Here is a 26859-nt window from a genome sequence, read left to right as displayed (position 1 = left end):
AGGAAGCTCACCATGGCATTGAAAGACGCCCCGATCTCCGTCCTGCTTGAAAACGTTATCACGCTTGTGCAACAGAAACTTCCCCCTGCCAGTGCCCCGCTCATCAGTGGGTTTGTGGCCAAGTTCTACGGCAACATGGCCAGTTCTGATTTACATGACCGCAATGATAGTGATCTTTACGGCGCCGCCTTGAGCTTGTGGAATGCCCTCAATCAACGCACTACCACCGAGCCGTATATTCACGTTTACAATCCCGAGTTGACTCGCCATGGCTGGCAATCGCCACACACCATTGTCGAGATCATTTTGCAAGACACCCCTTTCTTGGTGGACTCCATCCGGATGGCGCTCAAGCGCTTGAACATCACGGCGCACATGATGCTGCACCAACCGTTGCATCTGGTGCGGGGGGATGATGGCAAGATCAGCGCGATGTTAGGTCTTGAAAACAGCGCCGCACAAACATCGGTCGAGACGGTCTTCCTGATTGAGATCGATCACCTGACCTGCGAGGCGCAGATGGCCGAGCTGACCACAGAGCTCAGGTCGGTGGCCGATGAGGTGGCGCTGGCGGTGGGGGATTGGCAGCCCATGCTGGCGCGTCTGAACGAGATCATCGCGGAGCTGCCCAAACGCAAGCATCCGGCCAGCCAAGCCGAGATTGACTCGTGCGTGGCCTTTCTCAAGTGGGTGGCGGCGCACAATTTTACCCTGATGGGCTATCGCCGCTATGACGTTCAGGCGATAGGGGGGGATCATGAAATCTTGCCCCAAGCGAGCTCTAGCCTAGGGTTGATGAAAAACTCCATCAAGGAGGTGGGGCAGCGCTTGGGGGATATGCCCGCCAGCGCTCGTCATGCGGCCCTGAGTCGCTCTTTATTGATCCTCACCAAATCCAACAGCAAATCACGGGTGCATCGCCCAGCCTATGTGGATTACATCGGTATCAAACGGTTTGACGATGAGGGCAAAGTGGTGGGGGAAGATCGCTTTATCGGGCTGTATGCCTCCTCCATCTATAACACCAGCGCGACCCAGATCCCGCTGATCAGCCATCGACTGGCGCGGATCATGGCGGCTTCTGGCCATGAGAAGGGCTCCCATGCCTACAAGGCGCTGCTCAATGTGCTGGAAACCTATCCTCGGGACGAGCTGATCCAAGCGCAAGAGGAGGAGCTGCTCGCCACCGGTCTTGGGGTGTTGGAGATGCAGGAGCGGGACATGCTGCGGTTGTTCGTGCGCCGAGATCTCTATGGCCGTTTCTTCTCCTGCATGGTCTATGTGACCAAGGAGCGTTACAACACGGCGCTGCGGATCAAGACCCAGCAAATCTTGCAGGCTTATTTCGGCAGCAGTTTTGATGTGGAGTTTAATGTCTACTTCACCGAAGGGGTGCTCGCACGCACGCACTACATCGTGCGGGTCAACAACAACAACGTCGACGTGGATGTGAACGAAGTGCAAAACAACCTGATTGAAGCGGCGCGCAGTTGGGATGACCGACTCGATGCAGCCCTGCTCTCCCATTATGGCGAAGCCCGTGGTAATACCCTGCGTCGCCGGTTCAGTGCGGCGTTTCCGCGAGCTTATAAAGAAGAGGTGTTACCGAGCGCAGCCGTTGCGGACATCATGGCGCTGGATAACCTCAGTGAAACCGAGCCGCTTGGCATGTTGTTTTACCGCGCGCAGGAGGAGCAAAACGACCGGCGGGTACGGCTTAAGCTGTTTCATCGCAGCGAGCCCATCTTCCTCTCAGACGTGCTGCCGATGTTGGAAAATATGGGACTGCGGATCATTGGTGAGACGCCCTATCAGGTGCGAACGCCAGCGGACGAGATGTTCTGGGTCCTCGATTTTTCCATGTTGCTCCATGGTGATCAGCCATTTAGCCTTGAACAGAGCCAGCAGCGTTTTCAGCAGGCGTTTGCGGCGGTGTGGTACAAACAGCTGGAAGATGACGGTTTTAACCGCTTAGTGCTGGGGGCTGGCCTGACCGGCCGTCAAGTCTCGGTGCTGCGTGCGTATGCCAAATACATGCGTCAGACTGGCGTCTCCTTCAGTCAGGCGTATATCGAAGAGGTGCTCACCCGTTACCCGGATATCGCCGAGCAGCTGTTTGCCCTGTTTGAGCTGCGGCTTAATCCTGCAGGCTTGCAGGATGAACAGGCCCACACTCGGCTGCGCGAGGCGCTGGCCGCCAAGCTCGATCAGGTCGCCAACCTCGATGACGATCGCATCATCCGCCGTTATGTGGAGATGATCGATGCCACCTTACGCACTAACTACTACCAGCTAGATAGCGCGGGGAACATCAAGCCCTACATTTCCTTCAAGCTGGCCCCCGCCTCGATCAGTGAGATGCCGCTGCCGCTGCCGAAATTTGAGATTTTTGTCTATTCACCGCGGGTAGAGGGGGTCCATCTGCGCTGGGGGAAGGTGGCCCGAGGTGGCCTGCGCTGGTCCGATCGTAAAGAGGATTTTCGCACCGAGGTGCTGGGATTGGTCAAGGCACAGCAGGTCAAGAACACGGTGATCGTGCCGGTCGGCGCCAAGGGCGGCTTCTATTGTAAACAGATGCCGCAGGGGGCGCCTCGTACCACGGTGTTGGAGGAGGGGAAGGCCTGCTACCGCCTGTTTATCCGTGGCCTGCTCGATGTGACCGATAACATCATCGGCGGTGAGGTGATACCGCCGAAATCCATGGTGCGTCACGACGAGGATGACTACTACCTAGTGGTTGCTGCCGACAAGGGCACCGCGACCTTCTCCGATATAGCCAACGAGATCAGCCTTGAATATGGCCACTGGCTGGGCGATGCGTTTGCCTCGGGTGGTTCAGTTGGCTATGACCATAAAAAAATGGGGATCACCGCCCGTGGTGCTTGGGAGTCGGTGAAACGCCATTTTCGTGAAATGGGCATCAACTGTCAGACCACCGATTTTAGCTGTGTGGGTATTGGCGATATGGCGGGCGATGTGTTTGGTAACGGCATGTTGCTCTGCGAACACACTCGGTTGGTGGGGGCGTTCAACCATCAGCATATTTTTATCGATCCTGATCCCGATGCCGCCAAGAGTGTTGTTGAGCGGCGGCGGCTGTTTGAGTTGCCAGGCTCAAGTTGGGATGACTATGACCGTACGCTCATCTCAGCGGGCGGCGGGATCTTCCTGCGCTCGGCAAAATCGATTCCGTTGACGCCCCAGATCCAGGCATTACTTGGCTGCGACAAGGCCAGCATGGCACCCAACGAGCTGATCAAGGCCCTGCTCTGTTTGGATGTGGATCTGCTGTGGAACGGGGGGATCGGCACCTATGTCAAAAGCGCTCGTGAGAGTGATGCCGACGTTGGCGACCGCAGTAATGACGGGCTGCGGGTCAATGGCCGCGACGTGCGAGCACGGATCGTCGGCGAGGGGGGCAACCTCGGTTTTACCCAGCTAGGGCGGGTGGAGTATGCCAGCCAAGGTGGTCGGATCAACACCGATTTTACTGACAACGTCGGCGGGGTGGATTGTTCCGACAACGAGGTCAACATCAAAATTTTGCTCAACCAGTTGGTGGCGGCGGGGGACCTGACCCTCAAGCAGCGTAACCAGATGCTCTATGAGATGACCGACGACGTTGCACACATTGTGATCACCAACGCCTATCGCCAGTCGCAATCGATCTCGGTGACCCGTGTCGGCGGGCCCGATCAGCTCAAGGAGCAGCAGCGCTTTATCCAAACGCTTGAACGGGAAGGTAAACTGGACCGCAATCTTGAGTTCCTCCCCTCTGATGAAGAGCTCGCCGAGCGGATGGCGGCGGGGCAGGGCCTGACTCGGCCTGAGCTGGCGGTGCTGGTGGCCTATGGCAAGATGGTGTTAAAAGAGCAACTTAACTGCCCAGAGATCACCGACGAGCCGTTTTTGGCGAACTTGCTTGTCACCAGTTTCCCCGCCCAGCTACAAGCCCGATTTGGCGCCCAATTAGCCCAGCATCCCCTGCGTGGAGAGATCATTGCTACCCGCGTGGCGAACATGTTGGTCAATGACATGGGGCTTAACTTTGCCAGCCGAATGCAGGATGAGACTGGGGCGTCGGTCGCCGATATCGCTTGCTGTTTTGCCATGGCCCGCGAGGTCTTCGGCATGGAGACCTTATGGCGTGAGCTGGAACAGGCCGATAACCAGCTCGATGCCAGCACCCAGCTAGCGCTGATGTTTTACAGCCGCCGTATCGTGCGGCGGGCGACCCGCTGGTTTTTGCGGGCTCGTCAGCGCAGTTGGAGCATCCGCGACAACATTGCCTTTTTCCGTCCCGCCTTTGAGACCCTTAGCCAACATCTGTACGAGGTGATGGATGAGAGTGAGGTGGCCGAGCATCGTCAAGCTGTCGCGGCATGGGTTGCAAAGCAGGTGCCGAGTGCCATTGCGCGTCAGGTGGCCCACATGAGCAGCCTCTTTTCTAGTTTGGATTTGGCGCAAATCGCGGCGCAGCATCAAACCGATCTGCTGCGGGCTGCCAATGTGTACTACCAATTAGGCGTCAAGCTCGATTTGCATTGGTTCTTAGAGCAGATCAATGGCCAGCCAGTGGGTAACCATTGGCAAGCGATGGCCCGCGCCTCGTTTCGTGAAGAGCTCGACTGGCAGCAGCGTAGCCTCACCGCGGTGGTACTCGAAGGGTACAAAGGGGAGGGTGAATGCGCTACCATACTGGCCGATTGGATTGCGGAGCATGAGCAACTGTTATCTCGCTGGCGTCATATGCTGGCGGATTTTAAGACCAGCAGTACCCATGAGTTTGCCAAATTTTCGGTAGCCCTGCGGGAGTTGAACCTGCTCCAGTTACATTGCCGCCCCCTTTAATCATCACGTTAAAGGCATTACCGCAAAAGCCTTGGCCTGGAGCCAAGGCTTTTTTAAGGAGCAACTATGCTGTACCCCCTCGCTAGGCATTTCCTGTTCAAACTCGATCCTGAGCAGGCACATGATCTTTCGATGAAATACTTGCCGCGTCTGCTCGGTACCCCTCTTGAGTATTTTTTCCGCCAGCACCTTCCTGCTCGTCCCGTGACGGTCATGGGCCTCTCGTTTGCTAATCCTGTTGGCTTGGCGGCTGGCTTGGATAAGGATGGGGAGTGTATCGATGCGCTGGGTGCGATGGGCTTTGGCTTTCTTGAAGTGGGCACCGTGACCCCTAAACCACAAAGTGGCAATGATAAACCGCGCTTATTTCGGGTTATTCCGGCGGAAGGGATCATCAACCGGATGGGGTTTAACAACAAGGGGGTGGATCACCTGATTGAGCGAGTGAAAGCAGCAAAATATCAAGGGGTGATTGGCATTAATATCGGCAAAAACAAAGATACGCCGATCGAGCAGGGTAAAGACGATTATCTGATCTGCATGGACAAAGTTTATGATCATGCCGGTTATATCGCCGTGAATATCTCTTCTCCCAACACGCCAGGGTTACGTCAACTGCAATATGGTGAAGCACTCGATGAATTGCTGGCAGCCCTTAAGCTTCGCCAGCAAGAGCTCGCCGCCAAATATAATAAATACGTTCCTCTGGCAGTTAAAATTGCGCCAGATCTTAGCTTTGATGAAATTAATCAAGTGGCAGCATCGTTGATCAAAAATAAGATCGATGGGGTTATCGCCACCAACACCACGCTGGAACGGGAGATGATTTATGACCTGCCCCATGCGGGGGAGGCGGGGGGGCTCAGTGGGCGTCCTTTGCAGCATAAGAGTACGGAACTTATCCGCCGGCTCGCCCAAGCCTTACAAGGTGCGTTACCCATCATCGGGGTGGGTGGTATTGATAGCGCCATGGCGGCTCGGGAGAAATTAGCGGCTGGGGCTAGTTTGGTGCAAATTTATAGCGGCTTTATTTATAAAGGGCCTAAATTGGTGAAAGAGATCGTCAGCAATATATAAAACATGGTTCGGGGCCTTTTATTTGACGTTGCTGATTTTAGCAACATACAATAAAGTCAAATAAGATTATTCAAATAAGGGCTCCGACATGTTTATTCAACCAACAGATTGCTGGCAGTGGTACTACGATGGTCAAACTGATCGGCTTATGTTGGAGCTATCGGATAACATGCTATTTGCCACCGAATATAAAGGGCGGCAATTGATACCAAGTGCATTTAGCTTGCAAGCGTTTAGTGTCGATGACACCGCCCTTTATTATCAACTTTTTGATCAATTGCCCGAGTTAATGTTAACGGTGCCACAGCAAGTACAATTAGTGCTTAATGCCATTGCGGTCAGTCGATTTTATAAACCGTTAATGCCACAAAGCTGGTTTTTTAATGAACAGCTTGGCCAATTTACACCATCGGTTGGCGAATTAGTGGTGATGACAACGTCTCATAGCTCAGGGGAGTTCATGGTGATTGAGGCTGGTGCTCAAGCTAGCGTTTGTATGAATGTCGGCGCCTCCCTGATTCTGACCACCAGTAAGACCTTACCCTGTTTTGGGGTTATCAAAGTGATGAATAATCGTATGCAGGCGCGGCTGCCCAGCAACAAATTCTTGCGCCAAGTCAGCTAATTAACCTAATGTCGTGCCCCGTTTGAGTTGACATCATTGCCACCTGCATTATCACCAGTCGCCGGCTCGTTATCATACCGCCTCACTACCCCTTATCGCAGATTAGCTCTCGTTTGTTCGACCACTTGCCTTTGCTGACTTAGTACATGCTCCCCCTCTGCCGATGAGGTATAATGCGCCACTATTTTTATGGCTGCCCCGTGAGCGTGATGAAAGAATTCTTTGCAACCTGCCCCAAAGGGCTGGAAAACCTGTTGGCCGACGAGCTGACTAAACTAGGCGCTGAGCAGGTCCGTGAGACGGTGGCTGGCGTTCATTTCAAAGGTGAACTGGCGGTTGGCTATAAGGCCTGTCTGTGGAGCCGCCTAGCATCACGCATCGTGCTGGTGCTGTCTGAATTCCAGATGAATGACGATCTGGATCTCTATTTGGGTGCCCATACCATCCCCTGGGAAGAGCACTTCTCAGGTACTTCGACCATAGCGGTGGATTTCACTGGCACCAACCCCGCCATTCGTAATACCCAATATGGTGCGCTGAAGATCAAGGATGCCATTGTCGACCGCTTCACCAAGCGTGGTCATGTGCGTCCTGACGTGGATAAGAAGTCGCCGGATATCCGGATCATGGCCCATCTGGGCAAGGGCAAGGCCAATATCACGCTGGACTTGTCAGGCCCTGCACTGCACCAGCGCTTCTATCGTCAGGGCACTGGTGAAGCCCCGCTTAAAGAGAACTTGGCGGTGGCCATGATTGCCCGTAGCGGCTGGGCTGGCGAGCCGATGATGGACCCCATGTGCGGCTCCGGTACTTTGCTGATTGAAGCAGCCTTTATCGCTGCCGACATGGCACCGGCCTTGCGCCGCGAGCGCTTCGGTTTCGATCGCTGGCTGCAGCACGATAGCGAGCTGTGGCAGAGCCTGCTGATGGAGGCGCAAGTGCGCGCCAAACGCGGCATGCAGCGCTGCGACGTGAAGCTGTTTGGTTGTGATGCTGACAGCCGAGTGCTGCTCAAAGCCCGTGACAATGCCAAAGCGGCCGGTGTGGCTCACCTCATCACTTTCAAGCAAGCCGATGTGACGGCGCTGGCAAACCCGCTGCCGATGCCGATGCCAGCGCTGGACGCCGAGGCACAGCAGGACGTGCCACAAAGCGCACGGCAGATCGGGATGCTGATATCCAACCCGCCCTACGGCGAGCGCCTTGGCGAGTTCCCGGCCCTGCTGGAAGTGCATCAGGCCCTCGGCGATGCCCTGCGTCGCAGTTTTCAGGGCTGGAAAGTTTCCATTCTTTCTGCCTCCCCTGAGCTGCTGAGCTGCCTGCGCCTGCGTGCCGACAAGCAATACCGCCTGTTCAACGGGGCCCTTGAGTGTCAACTGCGCAACTACCAGATTGCTCTTGACTCGGTGGCTTCGCAAAAAGAGGTGGCGCAGGACTTTGCCAACCGTCTGCGCAAGAATCTGAAAACCCTCGAGAAGTGGGCCAACAAAGAGGGTATTGATTGCTATCGCCTCTATGATGCCGACTTGCCGGAATACAACGCCGCCATCGACCGTTATCAGGACTATCTAGTGGTGCAAGAGTACGCCGCGCCCAAGGACATTCCGGCTCAGAAGACTCGCCAGCGTCTGCTTGACATGGTACAGGCCGCTATCAAGGTGACCGGCATGGATGGTGAGAAGGTGATCCTCAAAGTGCGTGAGCGTCAGGAGGGTAAGCAGCAGTACCAGAAGCTCTCCGAAGAGCAGCACCGGATGGAAGTGCAAGAGTATGGCGCCCGTCTGTGGGTCAACCTCTACGACTATCTGGATACCGGTCTGTTCCTCGACCACCGTCAGACTCGCCGGATGCTGGGTCAGATGGCCAAGGGCAAGCGCTTCCTGAACCTGTTCGCCTATACCGGCAGTGCTACCGTGCACGCAGGTCTTGGCGGTGCCAGCGAGACCACCACGGTTGACATGTCCCACACCTACCTGAACTGGGCGCAGGACAACATGCGTCTCAATTCGCTGGTGGGCCGTCAGCACCAGTTTGTCCAGGCCGACTGCTTGAAGTGGTTGTCTGAAGCGGATGAGCAGTACGATCTCATCTTTATCGATCCGCCTACTTTCTCGAACTCCAAGCGGATGGACGAGAGCTTCGACGTGCAGCGCGACCACCTGTTGCTGATGCAGCACTTAAAGCGCTTGCTAGCCGCGGATGGCACCTTGGTCTTCTCCAACAATAAGCGTCACTTCAAGATGGATTTAGCGGGGCTGGAGGCCACCGGTCTCAAGGCCCAGAACATCACCCAGAAGACACGGCCGAAGGATTTTGAGCGCAACCCGCATATCCACAACTGCTGGATCATCACCCATGCCGCTAGTGAGGCCAACGCCTGATGCTGACCCTGTTTCACACCGATGGCTGCCACCTGTGCGAGCAGGCCTGGGCGCTGGTGGTGCAGGCGGGGCTTGCCGCTACCACCCGCCAGTGTGACATCATGGAGGATGAGCAGTGGCTAGCGGCCTATCGGGTGCGGATTCCGGTACTGCGCGATGAGGCGGGGCGTGAGCTGGGCTGGCCCTTTACGTTGTCCGAGTTGCAGGGATGGCTGGCTCACGATTGAGTTAAGATTTAGCGCTAAAAACGGGAACAGACCCAGTCTGTTGCCCGTTTTTTCATATTGAGATAAGGAACGAACATGGCTCTTTTAACATTGCACGGCGCCTATCTGTCGTTCAGTGATTTCCCGCTGCTCGACAATGCAGAACTGACCATCGAGCGGGGCGAGCGCCTCTGTCTGGTTGGCCGTAACGGAGCGGGCAAGTCTACCCTGATGAAGGTCATTGCCAGCGAATTGCCGCTGGACGACGGGCGTCTGGTGCTGCAGCAAGATTTGAAAGTGACCCGCCTTGAGCAGGATCCGCCAGCTTCCAGCGAACTGACGGTATTTGACTATGCTGCCGAAGGGCTGGCGGGGGTGGGTGAGCTGCTCAAGCAGTACCACCACATATCCATGGAGCTGGCGAGCGATCCGTCAGATGCCAACATCCGCAAGATGAGCGAGCTGCAAGAGCAGCTCGACTATCAGAACGGCTGGCAGTTCGAGACCCGCATTAGTCAGGTATTGACCCTGCTGGGGCTGGATCCCGACGTGACCCTCGACAGCCTCTCCGGCGGCTGGCTGCGCAAAGTGGCGCTGGCCCGTGCACTAGCCTGCGACCCAGATTTGCTGCTGCTGGACGAGCCGACTAACCATCTCGATATTGACGCCATCCACTGGTTGGAAGAGTTCCTTAAGGATTTTCGCGGTGCCATCGTCTTTATCTCTCACGACCGAGAGTTTATCCACAAGCTAGCGACGCGGATCATTGATCTCGATCGCGGTGAAATCACCTCGTGGCCGGGCAACTACGACGAGTACCTGCAGGGGAAAGAGGAGTGGCTGCGGGTTGAAGAGCTGAAAAATGCCGAGTTCGACCGCAAACTGGCGCAGGAAGAGGTGTGGGTGCGTCAGGGCATCAAGGCCCGCCGTACTCGTAACGAGGGACGGGTACGAGCACTTAAGGCGATGCGGATGGAGCGGACTCAGCGCCGTGAACTGCAAGGTAAAGCCAAGTTGCAACTCGATGAGGTGAATCGGTCTGGCAAGCTGGTGTTCGAAGCACAAGAGCTGGGACTCGATTTTGCGGATCGCACCCTGTTCGATGGACTTGATCTGCAGGTGCTGCGTGGCGACAAGATTGCGCTGGTCGGCCCTAATGGTTGTGGCAAATCGACCCTGATCAAGCTCTTGCTCGGTCAGCTTGAGCCGACTCGTGGCACCGTCAAGGGGGGCACCAATTTGGAGGTGGCCTACTTTGATCAGTACCGCGAGCAGCTCGATCCCGAGCAGACCGTAGTGGACAACGTGGGGGAGGGCAAGCAGGAGGTGATGGTCCGTGGTCGTTCCCGTCATATCCTCGGTTACCTGCAGGACTTCTTGTTCGAGCCCAAGCGGGCCCGTACGCCGGTCAAGGCGCTCTCTGGCGGTGAGAAAAACCGGCTGCTGTTGGCCAAACTGTTCCTCAAGCCCAGCAATCTGCTGATCCTCGATGAACCGACCAACGATCTCGATGTAGAGACCCTAGAGCTGCTGGAAGAGCTGCTCGCCGACTACCCCGGCACCCTGTTGCTGGTCAGTCACGATCGTCGCTTTATCGACAACACGGTGACCGGCTGCTGGCTGTTTGAGGGGGATGGTCGCATCAGCGACTACGTAGGTGGCTATGCCGATATGATGGCAACGCGCGAGCAGCAGAATGCCCAGCAGCAGGCCAAGAGTGCACCGCTGAAGGTCCCCGAGCCGCCAGTGGCGGTGGCCAACGAGGTGTCGAAGAAGGGTAAGAAGCTCTCCTATAAGTTGCAGTTAGAACTAGATAACTTGCCTGCTCGTCTTGAGCAGCTAGAAGCGGAACTTGATGCCCTGCAAGCTGAGATCAATCAGCCCGGCTTCTTTTCCCTATCTAGTGAGCAGACCCAGTCCAAATTAGCAGCATTGAGTGCAGCTGAAGTGGCATTGGAAGTGGCATTTGCCCGTTGGGAAGAGCTGGAGGGACTCAAAAATCAGGAATAAGTTTCCTGTCACTGAAATTTAATTGAGTTCAGTGTCTTATGTCACAGAGGGGCTGAATGATAGAAATTTTTGTTTGACCCTGCCTCGTGGCAGGAGTAAAGATGAAAGCGACCGGTGAAAATTTGGTCGCTTTTTTGTTCCACGAAGAGGGTCAGAAATGATGAAGAGACAGAAGCGGGACCGTCTGGAAAGAGCTCGTGCTCGTGGTTATCAGGCTGGCGTGGTCGGCAAACAGAAAGAAGCATGTCCATATGAAAGCTTGGATGCTCGCGGGCATTGGCTTGGAGGTTGGCGAGAAGCCATGGAAGGGCGGGGCTCAGGCCTCTTCATGAAGTAGCGTACTTCATCACTTATTACAAAAGGAAAGGGGCCATGAAATGGCCCCTTTGCGTTACTGCGATCCCGATGAGTTCAATCAGAATGCAGTGGTGTCTTTAAACAAGCCCACTTTTAGGTCGGTCGCGCAGTAGATCGGACGGCCATCAACTTCGACCACTCCGTCGGCGATCCCCATCACTAACTTGCGATTGATGACTCGTTTGAAGGTGATCTTGTAGGTCACTTTCTTGGCAGTCGGTAGGATCTGGCCGGTGAATTTTACCTCACCCACGCCTAGCGCACGGCCTTTACCTGGGCCACCTTTCCAACCGAGAAAGAAACCAACCAGCTGCCACATGGCATCCAAACCAAGGCAACCAGGCATCACAGGATCGCCAGGAAAGTGACAATCGAAGAACCAGAGATCGGGGGTGATGTCGAGTTCTGCTAGGATCTCGCCCTTACCGTGTTCCCCACCATCGTCATTAATCTTGACGATGCGATCCATCATCAACATGTTGGGGGCAGGCAGTTGACTGTTACCCTCACCAAACAGTTCACCACGGCTACACGCCAGTAACTCTTCTCGGGTAAAAGCGTGCTTGCCCTGTTCGCACAGAGAGAGGCTGGCTTCCATGGTTGGATTGTCTACGGTCACACTGAGTTTCCTTCAAAATGAGTCAAAGCTGCGACAATTTAGCGTACAAGTGTTCGCTAAACAACTCCGATCACTTTATTCTCTGCCAAGAAGACGCTCGAATATGCTGCGAAAGAGCCCCATTTTGGCCCTAGTTCCGTTTAATTCATCGAGTCTTTCTTGAATACGGCCAAACAGGGTATTGGGCATGTCTGGTTCACCGGCGATGCAGCCTGTCAGTAGCTCGATGGCCTCTTCGACATGGTTAACCGGATGGATATGGAATAAACCCGCTTCTACGGCGGCGATCACCTCATCCGAGAGATTCAATTGTTGGGCATTGGTACCTGGCAGCAATACCCCCTGCTTACCAGTCAGACCATGGATCTCACATACTCGAAAGAAGCCTTCAATCTTTTCGTTTACCCCACCAACGGCTTGTACGTTGCCAAACTGATCCACCGCCCCTGTTACCGCAAAGTGCTGATAAATAGGCTGGCGGGCGAGGGCTGAGAGCAGGGCGCATAAACCGGTTAAAGAGGCGCTATCACCATCGATCTCGTGATAGGACTGCTCAAACACCAAATTAGCGGAAAGGGGGGAGGGGTTTTCAGCGCCAAACTTGTTGGAGAGATAGCCGTGAATAATCATCATCGCCTTGGCATGGATATGACCAGCAAGCTCGGCTTTACGCTCAATATCAGCAACATCACCATCACCCAAATGCACGGTGGCGGTGAGACGTACCGGTTCGCCAAAATCATAAGGGTGACCGGACACCTGAATGACCGAGAGGCCGTTGATTTGACCCATCTCTTCACCATCTGTTTGGAGCAAAATCTGACCGTCAATGACCCCCTGATCTGACTGTTCAACCAGATAATTAAGGCGGTAATCCTGCTCTTCCAAGGCGCCACGGATGTGTTCATCGGTGACCACGTTGGCCTCCAGCTCGCGAGCTAGGCTATCTGCCATTCGCATGATAGCGGAGAGTTGAACTTCGGAGAGGGAGAGCCACTCTTGGTGATCGCATAGGCGGCTGGCATGGCGGCAGATAGCGGCGAGGGCTGCAGGGGTAAAGTCGAGCAGGTTCCAGCGCTGGCGTAACCATGCTAAGTATTGCAAGAATGCGGTGAGATCGTCCTCGATGTTCACTTCAGAGACGAGATCGGCACGCAGGAAGATCCGCTCAGACATATCGCGATCCAACATCTGGAATTCGGCCACATCTAGCCTGTCACCCACCAAAATCAGCTTGAGCTTGATGGGGGTCGCCTCTGGGGTAAAAAAGGGCGTGAGCGTTTTGCCTTCTTGATAAGCATTCCAGTCCAGCTCGCCTTTTTGCATGGCGTTTTTAAGCTTGAACCAGAGATGAGGCTGATCAAGCAGCTCATCGAGCTGCAGGATCAGATAACCGCCATTGGCCTGGCGCAGCAGGCCAGGCTCCAATAGATGCTGGTTTGCGTACACAGAGCCCTGTTCTGTTTGATAGTTAATGGAGCCAAACAGGGTATCCCAGTTAAGGTCTCTACCATAAATAACTGGCGCTTGTTGCTCTTGGTGATGAATGAGCAAATTAATCAGCACAGGATGTTGAAATTCCAGACCGAGTGCGACGTGGGCGGCTAGGTCGGAGAGAAAATCATCGATTTTGGGATCGCCATTTTGCTTGCGCATAATCCGAGTGACCAGACGTTCGGCATCAAGGTGGTGGCTCATCAGCTTGTGTAATTCGCCAACCATCTCGCAAAATTCAACCCCTGTGCCAGGTTGCAATCGTAGCCAAATGGGTTTGAATGGATTGTTGAGATTCTCGGTGTAGCAAAGGTCGAACAGATCGCTATCTTTGCCGTTAGAGTCTGCAATCAGGATACGGCACACATCCTCGTAATCGACGCCAGGAAAACCATTGAGCAGCATCACGGGGCAATCGCCATCAAAGCTGGCTAGTCGTTTAACTGCAGAAATCGCCCTCGGTTGGAGAGCCGCAAAAGGGATCGGCTCCAGCTCGCTTAGCATAGAGAACTGTTCAATCGTAAAGGCAGGTTTTAATTGTTCTGTTTTTAATTCAGCCACTTAAGATATCCGGTCAAAGAGGGGATCAATGATCGCCATTATACACAGTTCAAAAAGTGGTGATAGGAAACGTCTTGGGCGATATGAGCCAAATAGGCCAGTGTATCGCCAGGTTTGCGCCGTTGACGCAATAACGCTAGTGAGAGAGGAGATGTCGTCTAGCTGACGACAGCCATGCTAACCGAATAGGCCTCCACGGTGTTGTGATGACCATTCAACGGCGCAAACATGAAGTAAAATCCAGCGAGTAGGTAGGGAGAGTGAGAGGGTGCACTAGTTGCATCCAATACACCGCTCTACTTAGTCATTTTTTAACATATGGTCGAGTTTGTCTGCTTTTGTGGAAAGATAGAACGCATTGTGGGGATTCTTTCCTTCTTGCAGTGGCACTCGCTCGGTAATAGTCAGACCAAAATGTTCCATGGCTTTAACTTTGCGTGGATTGTTGGTCATGAGACGCAGAGAGCCGACCTCCAGCAGTTTAAGCATGTCTGCACAGATAGTGTAATCGCGCATATCAGCGGCAAAGCCCAATGCGACGTTGGCTTCTACGGTATCTGCACCGAGATCTTGCAGATGATAAGCGCGGATCTTATTGAGTAGACCGATGCCCCGACCTTCTTGGCGCACATATAGTAAGACCCCTCGCCCTACTTTGGCGATTTTTTCCAGTGCGGCCTGTAACTGAAAACCACAATCACAACGTAAGCTAAACAGCGCATCACCCGTTAAACATTCCGAGTGAATTCGGCTCAACACTGGCTCTGAACCAGTGATATCGCCCATCACTAAAGCAGCATGATCTTTGTCTGAACCGTGTTCTTGAAAGCCGATCAGGGTAAATGTTCCCCACGGGGTAGGTAATTTGGATCTAGCGATCAGGCTGACGCTACTCATGAATAGATGCTCCTTAACTTCAGGCACTCAAACCATGGCGGTTCAAAAAAGAGCACGTAGTCTAGCTTGTTTGTGGTGTCATCACCATAAGAAGAGGTGAGCAGGTAAAGGCCAAGCACAATGACTGCCAGCGCCACCACATTCGGGTATAATCGGCGCCTATGTACCCATGTTCAAAAATGGGAGCAACCTACAGCAGGAGGAATGTTATGTCGAATGTGGCCCCCGTGATTACGATTGACGGTCCCAGTGGTGCTGGCAAGGGCACTTTATGTCAGTTGTTGGCCGCAAAATTGGGTTGGCATTTGCTCGATTCTGGTGCCATCTACCGAGTGTTATCACTTGCGGCCTTACATCACGACGTTGATATTGATTCTGAGTCTGCCTTAGTCCCATTGGCCGCTAATCTAGATGTGCGATTTCAGATTGATGGGCACCAAGCAAAAGTCATTTTAGAAGGTGAGGATGTGTCCCGTACCATTCGTACCGAGCAAGTTGGAAATGCAGCGAGTAAAATAGCGGCTTTCCCGCGAGTACGAGAAGCTTTATTGCGTCGTCAGCGAGCATTCAGGAATGGCCCAGGTTTAATTGCCGATGGTCGCGATATGGGGACGGTGGTATTCCCTGATGCGAACGTCAAAATATTCCTTGATGCCAGTGCCGAGGAGAGGGCTCAGCGCCGCTATAAGCAGTTGCAAGATAAGGGCTTTGATGCTAAATTTGAGTGTCTTTTAGCCGAAATTCAAGAGCGCGATGACCGCGATAGAAATCGTCTCGTTGCCCCTTTGAAAGCCGCAGAAGATGCTCTAGTTGTAGACTCTACGACCATGTCAATAGATGATGTATTGGCTGCTGTACTTGTCTACGCGGAGCAACAACTTGGGGATATCAGCGCAAGTTGATATCTGGTCGTCTGCCCCATGGATGGGGTGGATAATTAAAAACAGCCCCGCTTGTGCTGGATTGCAAGTGGATGTTTCATTTGTGACATAAACAATGATCGAATCTTTTGCTCAACTCTTTGAAGAGTCCTTAAATGCTGTTGAAACCCGTCAAGGTTCCATCGTCAAGGGCACTGTCGTTGCTATCGAGAATGGTTTTGTACTGGTTGATGCCGGTCTGAAATCTGAGTCAGCTATCCCTGCTGAAGAGTTTAAAAACGCCCTTGGCGAGCTCGAAATCAATGTTGGTGACTCCGTTGATGTAGCTCTGGATTCTATCGAAGATGGTTTCGGCGAAACCAAGCTGTCCCGCGAAAAAGCTAAGCGCCACGAAGCTTGGCTGCAGCTTGAGAAGGCTTACGAAGAGCAAGCTACCGTTATCGGTATCATCAACGGCAAGGTCAAGGGTGGTTTCACTGTTGAACTGAACGGCATCCGTGCCTTCCTGCCGGGTTCTCTGGTTGACGTGCGTCCGATCCGTGACACCGCTCACCTGGAAAACAAAGAACTCGAGTTCAAAGTCATCAAGCTGGACCAGAAGCGCAACAACGTTGTTGTTTCTCGTCGTGCAGTGATTGAGACCGAGAATACCTCTGAGCGTGAAAGCCTGCTGGCTAACCTGCAAGAAGGTCAAGAAGTTAAGGGTATCGTCAAGAACTTGACCGACTACGGTGCATTCGTAGATCTGGGTGGTGTTGACGGTCTGCTGCACATCACCGACATGGCGTGGAAGCGTGTTAAGCATCCTTCCGAAATCGTCAATGTTGGCGACGAAATCGCGGTCAAGGTTCTGAAGTTCGACCGTGAGCGTACCCGCGTCTCCTTGGGGCTGAAGCAGCTGGGCGAAGATCCTTGGGTTGCTATTGCTAAGCGTTACCCAGAGACGGCTCGCCTTTCTGGTCGCGTAACTAACTTGACTGACTACGGCTGCTTCGTTGAAATCGAAGAGGGTGTTGAGGGTCTGGTACATGTATCCGAAATGGATTGGACCAACAAAAACATCCACCCATCCAAGGTCGTCAACGTTGGTGATGTGGTTGATGTGATGGTTCTGGACATCGATGAGGAACGTCGTCGTATTTCCTTGGGCCTCAAGCAGTGCAAATCTAACCCATGGCAGCTGTTTGCCGAAACTCACGCCAAGGGCGACCGTGTTTCAGGCAAGATCAAGTCCATCACTGACTTCGGTATCTTCATTGGTCTGGATGGCGGCATCGACGGCCTGGTTCACCTGTCTGACATCTCCTGGAACAACCAGGGCGAAGAAGCCGTGCGTGAATTCAAGAAAGGCGACGAGATTGAAGCCGTTGTTCTGCAAGTGGATCCTGAGCGTGAGCGCATCTCCTTGGGTGTCAAGCAGATCGAAGAAGACCCATTCAACAAGTACCTGGCTGACAACAAGAAAGGTGCTATCGTGAAGGGTAAGGTTACCGAGGTTGATGCCAAAGGTGCCGTTATCGAACTGGCTGACGGCGTAGAAGGCTACCTGCGTGCCTCTGATGCTGCTCGTGATCGTGTAGAAGATGCGACACTGGTACTAGCTGTTGGTGACGAAGTTGAAGCTAAGTTCATGGGCGTTGATCGTAAGAACCGCACTGTAAGCTTGTCTGTCCGTGCTAAGGACGAAGCTGATGAGCGTGTTGCTATCGATAGTCTGAACCAACAAGAAGAAGTTGTGTTTAGCAATGCCATGGCAGAAGCGTTCAAAGCCGCTAAGGGTGAGTAATCCTTAATGCAAAAAAAGGGCGGCATCACGCCGCCCTTTTTTATCTTGGCGTAAACGAATATTGCATGTGATCGGGGAAGGAGATTTAACGTTATGACCAAATCAGATCTCATCGAACAATTGGCAGCCAGCCGCATGCATATGCCGGCCAAGGATGTTGAAGCAGCCATCAAGGAAATCCTTGAGCAGATGGCGTCGACCTTGCAAAACGGCGATCGGATTGAAATTCGCGGATTTGGCAGTTTTTCGCTGCATTACCGCGCCCCTCGAGTGGGCCGCAATCCCAAAACTGGGGATAAAGTGGAATTAACAGGAAAATATGTCCCGCATTTTAAGCCCGGTAAAGAGCTACGCGAGCGAGTCAATATTATTGAATAGTGGGTAAGGCGGCATACTTGGGTGTGCCGCTTTTGTTTTTGCTTGGTGACACCGATAGTTAATCCTCTTTATTACACTCTTTTCCTATTCGCTCTAGAGTCTGCCTGTAATTTTAAGGATAATCAGCCTTTCATTAGATACTGACAGGGAGCTTTTATGAAGCGTATCTTAGCCCTCATTCCACTGGTGCTGGTATTTGTTTTGACCCTAGCGTTAGGTTCACAGAATGGCCAGCTAGTGCAGTTTAATTACCTGATTGCTCAGGGGGAGTTTTCTTTATCCCTATTGTTAGGGCTTTTTTTTGCTGGTGGCTTTTGTGTCGGGTGGTTGGTATTTGGTCTGTTGTTTTTACGCCTGAAAATGCAGAACCGGACCCTCAACCGCACTATGCGTCGTCAATCCCGTGAGTTGGAGCTGACCCGGACTTCGGGTAAGGAATAATGTTCCTCCATGCTTGAACTGCTTTTCCTGTTGTTACCCATTGCGGCTGGCTATGGCTGGTATATGGGGCGCAGGAGTGTTCGTCAGGACACCCAAGAAAGAAGTAACCAGTTTTCTCGTCAATACGTGGCAGGACTGAATTACCTACTATCTGATGAGTCTGATAAAGCGGTAGACCTTTTTATTCAGCTGCTAGAAGTTGATAACGAGACTATTGAGACACACCTCTCTCTTGGCAATTTATTTCGCCAGCGTGGGGAGGTCGAACGGGCAATAAAAATCCACCAAAATCTTGTCGCTCGCCAGCTGACCCGTGAGCAACGACAGCTTGCTTTGCAAGAACTGGCGCGTGATTTCCTTGCTGCAGGCCTACTTGATAGAGCGGAGACGCTCTGGCGCGAGTTGTGCGAAGACGATGATTTTGCAGAGACCGCATTGACTCAATTGCTGGTTATTCATCAGCAATTACGGGATTGGGATAACGCGATTGATACCGCGGTGAAACTGCAAAAATTCCAAGGAAAAAAATTAGCTGAGCCTATTTCTCACTTTTACTGCGAACAGGCTGAACATGCTCTGTGTGAAGGTAATGCAGGAGAGGGGATCGCCAAATTAAAGCGTGCCCTGAGTGTAAATCCTGCGTGTGCGCGAGCCAGTCTGCGGTTAGCTGAGCTCGCCATGGCAGCGGGGGAGTATGAGCAGGCCAGCAAGGAGTTACTGCGGGTATTCGAGCAGGATATCGACTTTGCGTCCGAGGCCATGCCCAAATTGCTCGAGTGCTATCAGCAACTGGGCCGCACGCCTGCGTTGATCCCGCTGCTTGAAAAGGCGGTGGAAGATCACGCCGGCGTCAGCGTGACTCTTGCCCTTGCCAAGCTGATTGAAGAGCGTGATGGCTTGAGCCAGGCACGTTCACTGGTGCTGCGTCAGCTGCGTCGTCATCCTTCGATGAAAGGCTTTTACCAGCTGGTGGGCTTTCAGTTGGCCAGTGCGGAGGAGGGGCCTGCCAAGGAGAGCCTCGAATTGCTGCAACAACTGGTCGGCGAGCAGATCAAAATCAAGTCAACCCACAAGTGTCGGCAGTGCGGCTTCGCCACTCACTCGCTGTTCTGGCAATGCCCATCTTGTCGTCAGTGGGGTTCCATCAAGCCGATCCGTGGTCTGGACGGTGAATAACAAGCAATAGGATGTGAGATGCAAGATCCCAAAGTACTGGTAGCGCTGGATTATCAGCACGAGGCAGACGCCTTAGCGTTCGTTGAACGTATCTCTCCGGCCCAGTGCCGTCTCAAGGTAGGCAAGGAGATGTTTACCCTGTTTGGCCCGCAGTTTGTGCGCCAACTAGTGGCTAAGGGATTCGATGTCTTTTTGGATCTGAAGTTTCACGATATTCCCAATACCGTCGCCAAAGCGGTGGCAGCCAGTGCCGAACTTGGCGTTTGGATGGTCAATGTGCATGCCAGCGGTGGTGAACGCATGATGCGTGCCGCCGTCGATGCGCTGCAGCCCTATGGTGACAAGGCGCCTTTGCTGATCGGAGTGACCGTGCTGACCAGCATGGAGCAATCAGACATGGCTCCCATTGGTCTCAATATGAGCCCCGCGGAACAGGTGATCCGTTTAGCGACGCTGGCCAAAAAGGCCGGTTTGGCTGGGGTGGTCTGTTCTGCCAATGAAGCGTCCGTGCTAAAGAGCGAGCTTGGGAGCGATTTTAAATTAGTGACCCCAGGGATCCGCCCCACTGGGTCTGCAGCCGGTGATCAGCGCCGAGTGATGACGCCGCGAGCGGCTATTGAAGCCGGTTCAGATTACCTCGTGATTGGCCGCCCCATCACCCAAGCGACCGATCCTGCGGCGATGCTGCTGGCGATCAATGCGGAGCTTGCGGGCGGCTAAGAGAGACGGGGAGTAGGCCAAGGATCAGGCCTGCTCCCGCCCCGATCAGATGAGATTCGATATGCACGCGGGCACCGATGAGCTGGGCAACCGGGCCGTCCCCAGCCTGATACAAATCCATGGCCAGTTTAACCATTATCCCCAGCAGCATCATGGCCCCTGATATTCTGCGCTGGTGATGCACATCTTGGATTGCGCCCCAGACCAACAAACCGTGCAGTGCACCAGAGAGCCCCATATACCATTGGGTTTGCGGGCACCACCACCAGATCCCAAGCCCCACTGCAGATCCGAGCAGCAGCATCAGTAATGGCAGTCGGGACTGTCCCAGATAGTCGCGAAAAAGACCATAAAGCAGGGTGAGCCCCGCAAGATTGAGCAGCAGATGCCACACATTGGTGTGTACCCAATTGCCTGTTATGATCCGCCACCCTGCACCTTGAGCAATCTCACCGCGATCAAAGGCGAGATCACCATTTTGGACGGTAAAAAACAGCAACAAGCAGATGAGTGAGAGCGTGATAACCCAGAGTAATCCAGACCTTTCTGACCACATAACACAGCCCTGCCATAACAAGAGTCGATACTGTACACGTTGTGCCCGAGCCCTCAAAGCGTGCCTGTGTCAATACATTGTCCCCTTGGCGAATAGGGCGCCGCTCTATATTCTGCAACATCCCAATGAAGTGGCGCATCCGAAAGGAACCGCCGCCCTGTTATCTGCGTCCCTCACTCAGTGTGAGGTGCATGTCGCCGAACAGTGCGGGCAGGATACTTGGCTCGATAGCCGACTCGCTGACCCCACACGCCGTTGCTACTTACTGTGGCCAGATGAACAGGCGATACCACTGCAACAACTACAGACAGCGGTGGCGGACCCTGCCTCGGTGGCGTTTATGATCCTCGACGGCACTTGGCGCAAAGCGTATCGGATGCTGCACAGTCATCCCGTGCTGGCTCAGCTACCTCGGGTCACCTTGGGGCCGATCAAAGGGAGTTATGCCATTCGCAAGGCGCCGTTTGCTGGCGCCTTATCGACCCTTGAAACAGGATATTATTTGCTGTCGCAGTGGGAGCAAGACCCTGTGCGTTATGCCCCCTTGCTCACCCTCTTTAAGCAGCTAAATACCCAGTGGCAGGACTTTGCCGAAGGCCGTCGCGCGTGACATGTCAAGGAGTTAGCAAGATGAACAAAGCAGTCGTGGTTTTCAGTGGCGGTCAGGACAGCACTACCTGTCTGGTGCAGGCATTGGCCCAGTATGATGAAGTGCACGCCATCACCTTCGACTATGGCCAGCGCCATCGCCAAGAGATCGACACCGCACGTGACTTAGCCAAGAAACTCGGAGTGACCGCCCACAAGGTGATGGATGCCAACATGTTGGGGGAATTGGCAGTCTCTGCCTTGACCCGTGACGATATTCCCGTGAGCGGTGAGTTGCAGGATAACGGCCTACCCAACACCTTTGTGCCGGGCCGCAACATCCTGTTTCTAACCTTAGCCGCTATCTATGCCTACCAAGTTGGGGCCCAAGTGGTCATTACTGGGGTATGTGAAACCGACTTTTCCGGCTATCCCGATTGCCGTAACGAGTTCGTCAAATCCCTCAATCAGGCAGTGTCGCTCGGGCTGGATCGCACCATCCGTTTTGCAACCCCCTTGATGTGGCTTGACAAGGCCGAGACCTGGGCGCTGGCGGATCACTATGGTCACCTCGACACCGTGCGCCAGCATACCCTGACCTGCTACAACGGCATTGCCGGTGACGGCTGTGGCACTTGCCCTGCCTGTGAGCTGCGCGGACGTGGCTTAGCCCGTTATCTCGCCGATAAGGGCGGCGTACAAGCGACCTTGCGTAAGAAGCTGGGCTTGCAGTAAATAACGCTGCTCTCATGCTCGGCATTGCACCTAGTATTTTGCATCCATCGCGGTAGATTGAGCCCTAATTCTTTATTCCATGAAAAATTTGAAATTTAATTCTGGTTAGGAAGGGGGAATGGCGTAACTCACACATCAGGAGGAAGGTGCGCAAGCCGTTGCAATGGAGCTTATCGATAAAGGCCGCAAGAATGTTTGCGTGGAGCTGAGTGGCGACAAGATTTGTCCAGTATTCAGGATGGAGCATTTTTAACCAAACGAACTGATCATTGAACGAATAGTTAGTGTCTAAAATATTGATATATATAAAATTATAGACAGGTGTTCCTTCCCATTCATTTTCCCGAGCAATTAGAATATCCAAACGAAAATCCATTTCTCGGGAGAACATTATGAAAGCGATTGCTGCGATCTTGCAGGTTAAAAACAGCGGATTGGGCTGGTGCGGTAACGTGGTTTTGTAGGGCAAAGCGTAGCGAAGCCCAACATATGAGATTAAGGGCGGTTATCAGGAATAATGTCATGATCAAGATAGAAATCTTATCGGTCAGAGATCCGCAATGGGCTGACGAGAAGCGTAGTGCGATTAACTGCTATGTCAGAACAAACACATTTGAACAAGAGATGCCCTTCACAGCAGCCCCTGATGATCCGGAGCTACACGGGAGAGAAGTCTTCAGAAGGTGCCGAATCGGCGAGTTTGGTGAAGTTGCGGACCCAGAACAGCGACAGTTGCCTGAGCCTTCGCCACCTGCCGAGGTCCCTGTCCACTTAAAGCGGCTGGAGAAGTTTCTTAGCTACACCAATCTCGAAAATACGAGGAAGTCATTTCGTAGCGTCATCATTATCTGGGCGTCATTTCTCGACGCTCTGCTCGATGAACTGCTAGAAGCTGAGGCGTTACGGGTTTCCTCTGCGGGGGACACGGTCAGCAAGCCACCTCGAACCTTCAACGGCCGGATTAACCATGCTTTTGCTGCTGGCATCATCGATCAGGAAGAAGAGAACAGGTGTCACATCATAAGACGTATACGGAATGCAGCAGCCCATGATTGGGAGTTAACTCTTGAGACCAAAGGAATTCGCTCGGGCCTTTTGGCACTTTATGAAGCGGATCATTCTGGCATGTTGATTTTCCATGAGGACTTGGATTATTTGATCCAGCAGGTCTATAGCCCCTCGTGTGCCACGTTCATCATCCAGCTTCTCAACCGTCTATAGATAGGAAATTAGGCCGATATTTGAACACCCACTTTTCTGATTTAATCCACTGCCTAGCCAATACACGGGATATCTGAGTTTCCTTACCTTTATTTATTAGGCCAATGATGATCGTCTATCTGCTTTTACTGCTGCTATTTTCACCCCATACACAAGCTCTTGAACCGGTCTCGGTCGCTATTTCACTTGAACCACGCCATGGGGTTTCTCTCACCCCGCAGGTGAAATTGAGTCAGCAAGCAAACAAAATAACGCTGCGCTGTGCCAATCAAACACTGACGGTCGAGCAGGAGGGTATGGGGGATATCAACAACTTGGTGCAACGCTACGACTATGCGCGTTTTAGTCTGCTGACACTGCCAGTCAGCTCGGGTTATGGCGGGGTAAATATTTTCTACCGTCTGGTGAGATTAGTGGGTAACGATTGCTCGCTCGCCAGCCACCATGACCTTGTCAATCCCGAACTGATGTCAGACAAGGTTGCTAGTTCAATGAAATCCGGCCCCAGATATATTGATCGCACTTATCAGCTCAATACTGACGGTGCGCTGACACTTGTCAGCGAGCGGGAGAATTACGCCTATTTCTGTCTTGAAATCTTGGATCCGCTCGACATTGCCGCTATCGACTGCAATAGCCGCCGCTCAGATATCGACTTTACGGTCGGTGCGCCACGAGCCTCTTTTTATGCCAGCGCTGAGAGCGAGAGTCCACGTAAGAGTTACCTGATAAAGGGCGATCGGGTACACCTGCTTGATTTTAGTTTTGCATATGCGCGCTACAAAGTGGCATTTCACGGCAAGACGATCACCACCGGCTGGATTGATGCCGCCGCAATCGATTTGCCGCAATAAAGCAATATTCAGCTTAATTACTGAATATTAATAAAAATGTACAGTATTTTTATTGTTCTCTTTAACGTTTTGTACATGAATTAAATATAATGGTGCTGGGTAAATTATAAATTATGGTGACACAGTAACATGTGCATAATTAAAGTTAAAAACTGTACCACCATAGCCGCTACTATTATTGCTTTGGTATATTCTTAATTCGGTAAAGTATACACCCCCGACACTCGCAAAATATCCCCAAGAGCTACTTGGATTAGCGGTAATGAGGTTGCCATTTAACGTTGGTCTATTACATCCAGTATAATTAGCGCCAGCGTTAAAGGTACCAAAAATAGAGACTTTTGATGCTGCATTAGTGCTGATATTAACTGTTTCTCCCGAGTCCATTCCAAAGGCCACTATTTTGATATTGGTCACGGGTACACTGAAGCGTATTATCAATTCGGCAGAGTTATTGAGCCAAACGCCACCGACCGCATTGGGATAAGTGGTGCCACAATACGAACTGGCAGTTCCACCGTAGCCGTCGTAATTAATTCCCCCATATTGAGCTACCGTTACCGTCACGGGGCGTCCATCCATGGTATATGTTCCCCCGATATCATTATACCCGCGCCACTGGTCGGTTGGTGGTGTACTGGTGGCTGAGTACGGAATCGTGAAGCTATTTGATGCGGCAACCGCAGATGTAGCCGTTTCAATGGGGAAGCTACGGGTTTCGGTTAAGCCTTTGACCTTCAGTTGAACACTACGTCCTCTCATTGCACCTGTCGGTGTCAAGTTGGGGATTGTGGTCAGAATATTGGTGGTCTGTTCGCTACCTGATCCAGCGACTTCCCATACATAAGTCCAGCCGATATGAGCATCATTATCTTGATCTTTCACTGTTGGTAATTGAGTGACTGAAATAGTACTGCCATTGGTTGTGATGGTGAGGGGCCCCTCTAATGTGACTTGGCGGCCATAAACAGCCATTGTGCTGTTGCTTGGCATGGCTTGGGCACCTTGCCCCAACACCAAGTAAAGTCCGCCAGCTACCAGCGAAAAAGATAGCCACTGTGGCGCAGCTGAATATTTTTTTGCTTATATATCATGTTGTTATCCTCCCCAGTAACTGACTTTAGCGACTAGGGCGAACGCACGAATGCTCTTCGAATAAAAATGTTCATGAAACAACCACACTCAGGTTGTTAAATGCACGGTTTTGATTCTTAAGACACAAGATGTGAGTGTTGACTTTATTGGTAGTAATTCACTCACTCATGCGTTTGCCTTGCGTGAACAGACCTCCTCCACCAGTATGAAATATTTTTCGCATGCTGAGACAAAAAGCCCCGTTGGCATTAGTTTGGGTCATGGGCCGGATACAAAAACAGACAAAGGGAGGCAAATGCCTCCCTTTGTCTGTTTTTGTTCGCTAGTGGACTAATGGTGGGCTGAATATAGGCTGATAAAACAGCCTACTTGCCCTCAGTACCCCAGGGTAAAGCGCTGGCGTAGGTGCGCCGGTTTTTCTGCTTCGTTGACGATGCCATCGGCCAGATCGCTGACGGTGATCCCGGCAGGCTGCTCGCCACTAAACAGCACCTGATCGGCACCGAGGCGGTAGCCCCCGCGCTTCTCACCCGGCTCAAGGAACACGGGGGGAGAGACAAAACGCCAGTCGAGGGCCGTTTCACGGCGCAGGGCGGTCAGGCCATCGCGGGCGGCCAGTGCACCTTGTTTCCACTCGGCTGGAAACTCGGGGGTGTCCACCAGTTGCAGGCCGGGAGCCACTTCCAAGCTACCAGCACCGCCCACCACTAGCAGCCAGCTATCGGTCACCTTGGCAGCCGCCACAATGGCGCTCGCCCCTTTGAGGTACTGATTAAAAATATCCGAATTGGTCCAGCCGGGGTTGTAGGCGCTGATCACCCGATCGTGTCCCTTGAGCACTTCGGCCAGTGCCTGCGGGTCTTGGGCATCGACGGCGACCGCCGTGACCTGGGGATGGTCGGCCACTTTGCTCACGTCACGCACGATGGCAGTGATTTGATGACCACGGCTGATGGCCTCACCGAGGATGGCTGAACCGACAAAACCGCTGGCACCGATCAGGGCAATTTTCATGGGGTATTCTCCTTCACTGTTGCAATGAGGCTATCCTACGCCGTCGGATATGATTTAATAATTACCTATAAAATGCATTCACTTGTAAGTTGAGCTTAACAATGGAACAGCTTAGACGTTATGCCATCTTTGCCGCTGTGGTGGAAGCAGACAGCATGACGGGGGCGGCCAAAGTCCTCGGCATGACCCCGTCTGCGGTCAGCCAGCATGTCAGCCAGCTGGAGAGCCAGCTCGGGCTCACTCTGCTTCATCGCTCCACCCGCCGCCTGAGCCTGACCGAAGCGGGGGAAGTGGTGTGGCAGGGGTGCCGAGCCCTGCAGCAGACGTTAAGCGACA

At 53.0% G+C, this 26859-nt stretch carries 24 protein-coding genes; 18 read left to right on the top strand and 6 right to left on the bottom strand.

Features of this window, described 5'->3' with window-relative positions:
• Positions 1-12: 12 nt before the first annotated feature.
• The 7 genes from CUC53_RS11425 to rmf all read left to right on the top strand — a co-directional run bounded on the left by CUC53_RS11425 (position 13) and on the right by rmf (position 11487).
• Positions 13-4851 (top strand): NAD-glutamate dehydrogenase, encoded by a 4839-nt coding sequence (locus CUC53_RS11425; protein WP_100294281.1) that lies wholly within the window; start codon positions 13-15, stop codon positions 4849-4851.
• A 66-nt stretch (positions 4852-4917) separates the two neighbouring features.
• Complete coding sequence (gene pyrD / locus CUC53_RS11420; RefSeq protein ID WP_100294280.1) at positions 4918-5928, top strand: quinone-dependent dihydroorotate dehydrogenase; 1011 nt, start codon at positions 4918-4920, stop codon at positions 5926-5928.
• Positions 5929-6016: 88 nt separating this feature from the next.
• Entirely contained in the window at positions 6017-6553 is a 537-nt protein-coding gene (locus CUC53_RS11415; RefSeq protein WP_100294279.1) for a cell division protein ZapC, read from the top strand.
• 173 nt (positions 6554-6726) lie between these two features.
• The gene (rlmKL, locus tag CUC53_RS11410) at positions 6727-8934 is read left to right on the top strand and encodes a bifunctional 23S rRNA (guanine(2069)-N(7))-methyltransferase RlmK/23S rRNA (guanine(2445)-N(2))-methyltransferase RlmL (RefSeq protein WP_167386739.1); all 2208 of its coding nucleotides are present in this window, start codon (positions 6727-6729) and stop codon (positions 8932-8934) included.
• Positions 8934-9161 carry a glutaredoxin family protein gene (locus CUC53_RS11405; RefSeq protein ID WP_100294278.1) on the top strand — a complete coding sequence of 76 codons (228 nt, stop codon included), beginning with the start codon at positions 8934-8936 and terminating at the stop codon, positions 9159-9161. The genes rlmKL and CUC53_RS11405 overlap by 1 nt, the downstream gene beginning before the upstream one ends.
• Before the next feature lie 75 nt (positions 9162-9236).
• Entirely contained in the window at positions 9237-11150 is a 1914-nt protein-coding gene (gene uup, locus CUC53_RS11400; protein WP_100294277.1) for an ATP-binding cassette ATPase Uup, read from the top strand.
• 157 nt (positions 11151-11307) lie between these two features.
• A complete protein-coding gene (rmf, locus tag CUC53_RS11395; RefSeq protein ID WP_201796755.1) occupies positions 11308-11487 on the top strand; it encodes a ribosome modulation factor in 180 nt (59 codons plus the stop codon).
• 78 nt (positions 11488-11565) lie between these two features.
• Here the strand turns inward: rmf and fabA are convergent, their stop codons facing one another.
• The 3 genes from fabA to ribA form a co-directional block, all read right to left on the bottom strand.
• Positions 11566-12126, bottom strand: coding sequence for a 3-hydroxyacyl-[acyl-carrier-protein] dehydratase FabA (gene fabA / locus CUC53_RS11390; RefSeq protein ID WP_100294276.1), 561 nt, complete (start codon positions 12124-12126; stop codon positions 11566-11568).
• 75 nt (positions 12127-12201) lie between these two features.
• Complete coding sequence (locus tag CUC53_RS11385; RefSeq protein ID WP_100294275.1) at positions 12202-14181, bottom strand: Lon protease family protein; 1980 nt, start codon at positions 14179-14181, stop codon at positions 12202-12204.
• Between the two features lie 300 nt (positions 14182-14481).
• Entirely contained in the window at positions 14482-15078 is a 597-nt protein-coding gene (gene ribA / locus CUC53_RS11380; RefSeq protein ID WP_100294274.1) for a GTP cyclohydrolase II, read from the bottom strand.
• 209 nt (positions 15079-15287) lie between these two features.
• Between ribA and cmk the strand changes: the two genes are divergently transcribed.
• From cmk to pyrF, 6 genes are all read left to right on the top strand, one after another.
• The gene (cmk, locus tag CUC53_RS11375) at positions 15288-15980 is read left to right on the top strand and encodes a (d)CMP kinase (protein ID WP_100294273.1); all 693 of its coding nucleotides are present in this window, start codon (positions 15288-15290) and stop codon (positions 15978-15980) included.
• 94 nt (positions 15981-16074) lie between these two features.
• Positions 16075-17745: a 30S ribosomal protein S1 gene (rpsA, locus tag CUC53_RS11370; protein ID WP_100294272.1), complete on the top strand. Its 1671-nt coding sequence runs from the start codon at positions 16075-16077 to the stop codon at positions 17743-17745.
• 93 nt (positions 17746-17838) lie between these two features.
• Positions 17839-18123, top strand: a complete 285-nt coding sequence (ihfB, locus tag CUC53_RS11365) for an integration host factor subunit beta (RefSeq protein ID WP_005299934.1) — start codon at positions 17839-17841, stop codon at positions 18121-18123.
• 156 nt (positions 18124-18279) lie between these two features.
• Complete coding sequence (locus CUC53_RS11360) at positions 18280-18564, top strand: LapA family protein (RefSeq protein ID WP_100294271.1); 285 nt, start codon at positions 18280-18282, stop codon at positions 18562-18564.
• 9 nt (positions 18565-18573) lie between these two features.
• Positions 18574-19740: a lipopolysaccharide assembly protein LapB gene (lapB, locus tag CUC53_RS11355; RefSeq protein ID WP_100294270.1), complete on the top strand. Its 1167-nt coding sequence runs from the start codon at positions 18574-18576 to the stop codon at positions 19738-19740.
• Positions 19741-19758: 18 nt separating this feature from the next.
• Entirely contained in the window at positions 19759-20460 is a 702-nt protein-coding gene (gene pyrF, locus CUC53_RS11350; protein ID WP_100294269.1) for an orotidine-5'-phosphate decarboxylase, read from the top strand.
• Here the strand turns inward: pyrF and rrtA are convergent.
• The gene (rrtA, locus tag CUC53_RS11345; protein ID WP_100294300.1) at positions 20435-21016 is read right to left on the bottom strand and encodes a rhombosortase; all 582 of its coding nucleotides are present in this window, start codon (positions 21014-21016) and stop codon (positions 20435-20437) included. The genes pyrF and rrtA overlap by 26 nt on opposite strands.
• On the opposite strand from rrtA, the gene CUC53_RS11340 reads away from it, so the two are divergent.
• From CUC53_RS11340 to CUC53_RS11320, 4 genes are all read left to right on the top strand, one after another.
• Positions 20967-21626: a tRNA-uridine aminocarboxypropyltransferase gene (locus CUC53_RS11340; RefSeq protein WP_100294268.1), complete on the top strand. Its 660-nt coding sequence runs from the start codon at positions 20967-20969 to the stop codon at positions 21624-21626. The genes rrtA and CUC53_RS11340 overlap by 50 nt on opposite strands.
• Positions 21627-21646: 20 nt before the next feature.
• On the top strand, positions 21647-22339 hold the full coding sequence (gene queC / locus CUC53_RS11335; protein WP_100294267.1) for a 7-cyano-7-deazaguanine synthase QueC: 693 nt from the start codon (positions 21647-21649) through the stop codon (positions 22337-22339).
• A gap of 522 nt (positions 22340-22861) precedes the next feature.
• Entirely contained in the window at positions 22862-23560 is a 699-nt protein-coding gene (locus tag CUC53_RS19625; protein ID WP_236757912.1) for a DUF4145 domain-containing protein, read from the top strand.
• A 107-nt stretch (positions 23561-23667) separates the two neighbouring features.
• Positions 23668-24414 (top strand): hypothetical protein, encoded by a 747-nt coding sequence (locus CUC53_RS11320; RefSeq protein ID WP_157798258.1) that lies wholly within the window; start codon positions 23668-23670, stop codon positions 24412-24414.
• 111 nt (positions 24415-24525) lie between these two features.
• Here CUC53_RS11320 and CUC53_RS18880 read toward each other — a convergent pair whose 3' ends face one another.
• A complete protein-coding gene (locus CUC53_RS18880; protein ID WP_157798257.1) occupies positions 24526-25407 on the bottom strand; it encodes a hypothetical protein in 882 nt (293 codons plus the stop codon).
• Between the two features lie 477 nt (positions 25408-25884).
• Positions 25885-26523: an NAD(P)-dependent oxidoreductase gene (locus CUC53_RS11315; RefSeq protein WP_100294264.1), complete on the bottom strand. Its 639-nt coding sequence runs from the start codon at positions 26521-26523 to the stop codon at positions 25885-25887.
• Between the two features lie 101 nt (positions 26524-26624).
• Here CUC53_RS11315 and CUC53_RS11310 point away from each other — a divergent pair.
• The coding region (locus tag CUC53_RS11310) for a LysR family transcriptional regulator (protein WP_157798256.1) at positions 26625-26859 on the top strand (235 nt) is incomplete at its 3' end.

Origin of the sequence: Aeromonas cavernicola (assembly GCF_002795305.1) — a bacterium.
GTDB classification, from domain to species: domain Bacteria; phylum Pseudomonadota; class Gammaproteobacteria; order Enterobacterales; family Aeromonadaceae; genus Aeromonas; species Aeromonas cavernicola.
The sequence above is the reverse complement of the archived record's forward strand: the minus strand, read 5'-3'. Positions and strand labels throughout refer to the sequence as shown.

Coding starts and splice junctions, on each gene's coding strand:
- CUC53_RS11425 (WP_100294281.1), top strand. CDS start 13: ATGGCATTGAAAGACGCCCCGATCTCCGTCCTGCTTGAAAACGTTATC.
- pyrD (WP_100294280.1), top strand. CDS start 4,918: ATGCTGTACCCCCTCGCTAGGCATTTCCTGTTCAAACTCGATCCTGAG.
- CUC53_RS11415 (WP_100294279.1), top strand. CDS start 6,017: ATGTTTATTCAACCAACAGATTGCTGGCAGTGGTACTACGATGGTCAA.
- rlmKL (WP_167386739.1), top strand. CDS start 6,727: ATGCGCCACTATTTTTATGGCTGCCCCGTGAGCGTGATGAAAGAATTC.
- CUC53_RS11405 (WP_100294278.1), top strand. CDS start 8,934: ATGCTGACCCTGTTTCACACCGATGGCTGCCACCTGTGCGAGCAGGCC.
- uup (WP_100294277.1), top strand. CDS start 9,237: ATGGCTCTTTTAACATTGCACGGCGCCTATCTGTCGTTCAGTGATTTC.
- rmf (WP_201796755.1), top strand. CDS start 11,308: ATGATGAAGAGACAGAAGCGGGACCGTCTGGAAAGAGCTCGTGCTCGT.
- ribA (WP_100294274.1), bottom strand. CDS start 15,078: ATGAGTAGCGTCAGCCTGATCGCTAGATCCAAATTACCTACCCCGTGG.
- cmk (WP_100294273.1), top strand. CDS start 15,288: ATGTCGAATGTGGCCCCCGTGATTACGATTGACGGTCCCAGTGGTGCT.
- rpsA (WP_100294272.1), top strand. CDS start 16,075: ATGATCGAATCTTTTGCTCAACTCTTTGAAGAGTCCTTAAATGCTGTT.
- ihfB (WP_005299934.1), top strand. CDS start 17,839: ATGACCAAATCAGATCTCATCGAACAATTGGCAGCCAGCCGCATGCAT.
- CUC53_RS11360 (WP_100294271.1), top strand. CDS start 18,280: ATGAAGCGTATCTTAGCCCTCATTCCACTGGTGCTGGTATTTGTTTTG.
- lapB (WP_100294270.1), top strand. CDS start 18,574: ATGCTTGAACTGCTTTTCCTGTTGTTACCCATTGCGGCTGGCTATGGC.
- pyrF (WP_100294269.1), top strand. CDS start 19,759: ATGCAAGATCCCAAAGTACTGGTAGCGCTGGATTATCAGCACGAGGCA.
- CUC53_RS11340 (WP_100294268.1), top strand. CDS start 20,967: ATGAGTGAGAGCGTGATAACCCAGAGTAATCCAGACCTTTCTGACCAC.
- rrtA (WP_100294300.1), bottom strand. CDS start 21,016: ATGTGGTCAGAAAGGTCTGGATTACTCTGGGTTATCACGCTCTCACTC.
- queC (WP_100294267.1), top strand. CDS start 21,647: ATGAACAAAGCAGTCGTGGTTTTCAGTGGCGGTCAGGACAGCACTACC.
- CUC53_RS19625 (WP_236757912.1), top strand. CDS start 22,862: ATGATCAAGATAGAAATCTTATCGGTCAGAGATCCGCAATGGGCTGAC.
- CUC53_RS11320 (WP_157798258.1), top strand. CDS start 23,668: ATGATCGTCTATCTGCTTTTACTGCTGCTATTTTCACCCCATACACAA.
- CUC53_RS18880 (WP_157798257.1), bottom strand. CDS start 25,407: ATGCCAAGCAACAGCACAATGGCTGTTTATGGCCGCCAAGTCACATTA.
- CUC53_RS11315 (WP_100294264.1), bottom strand. CDS start 26,523: ATGAAAATTGCCCTGATCGGTGCCAGCGGTTTTGTCGGTTCAGCCATC.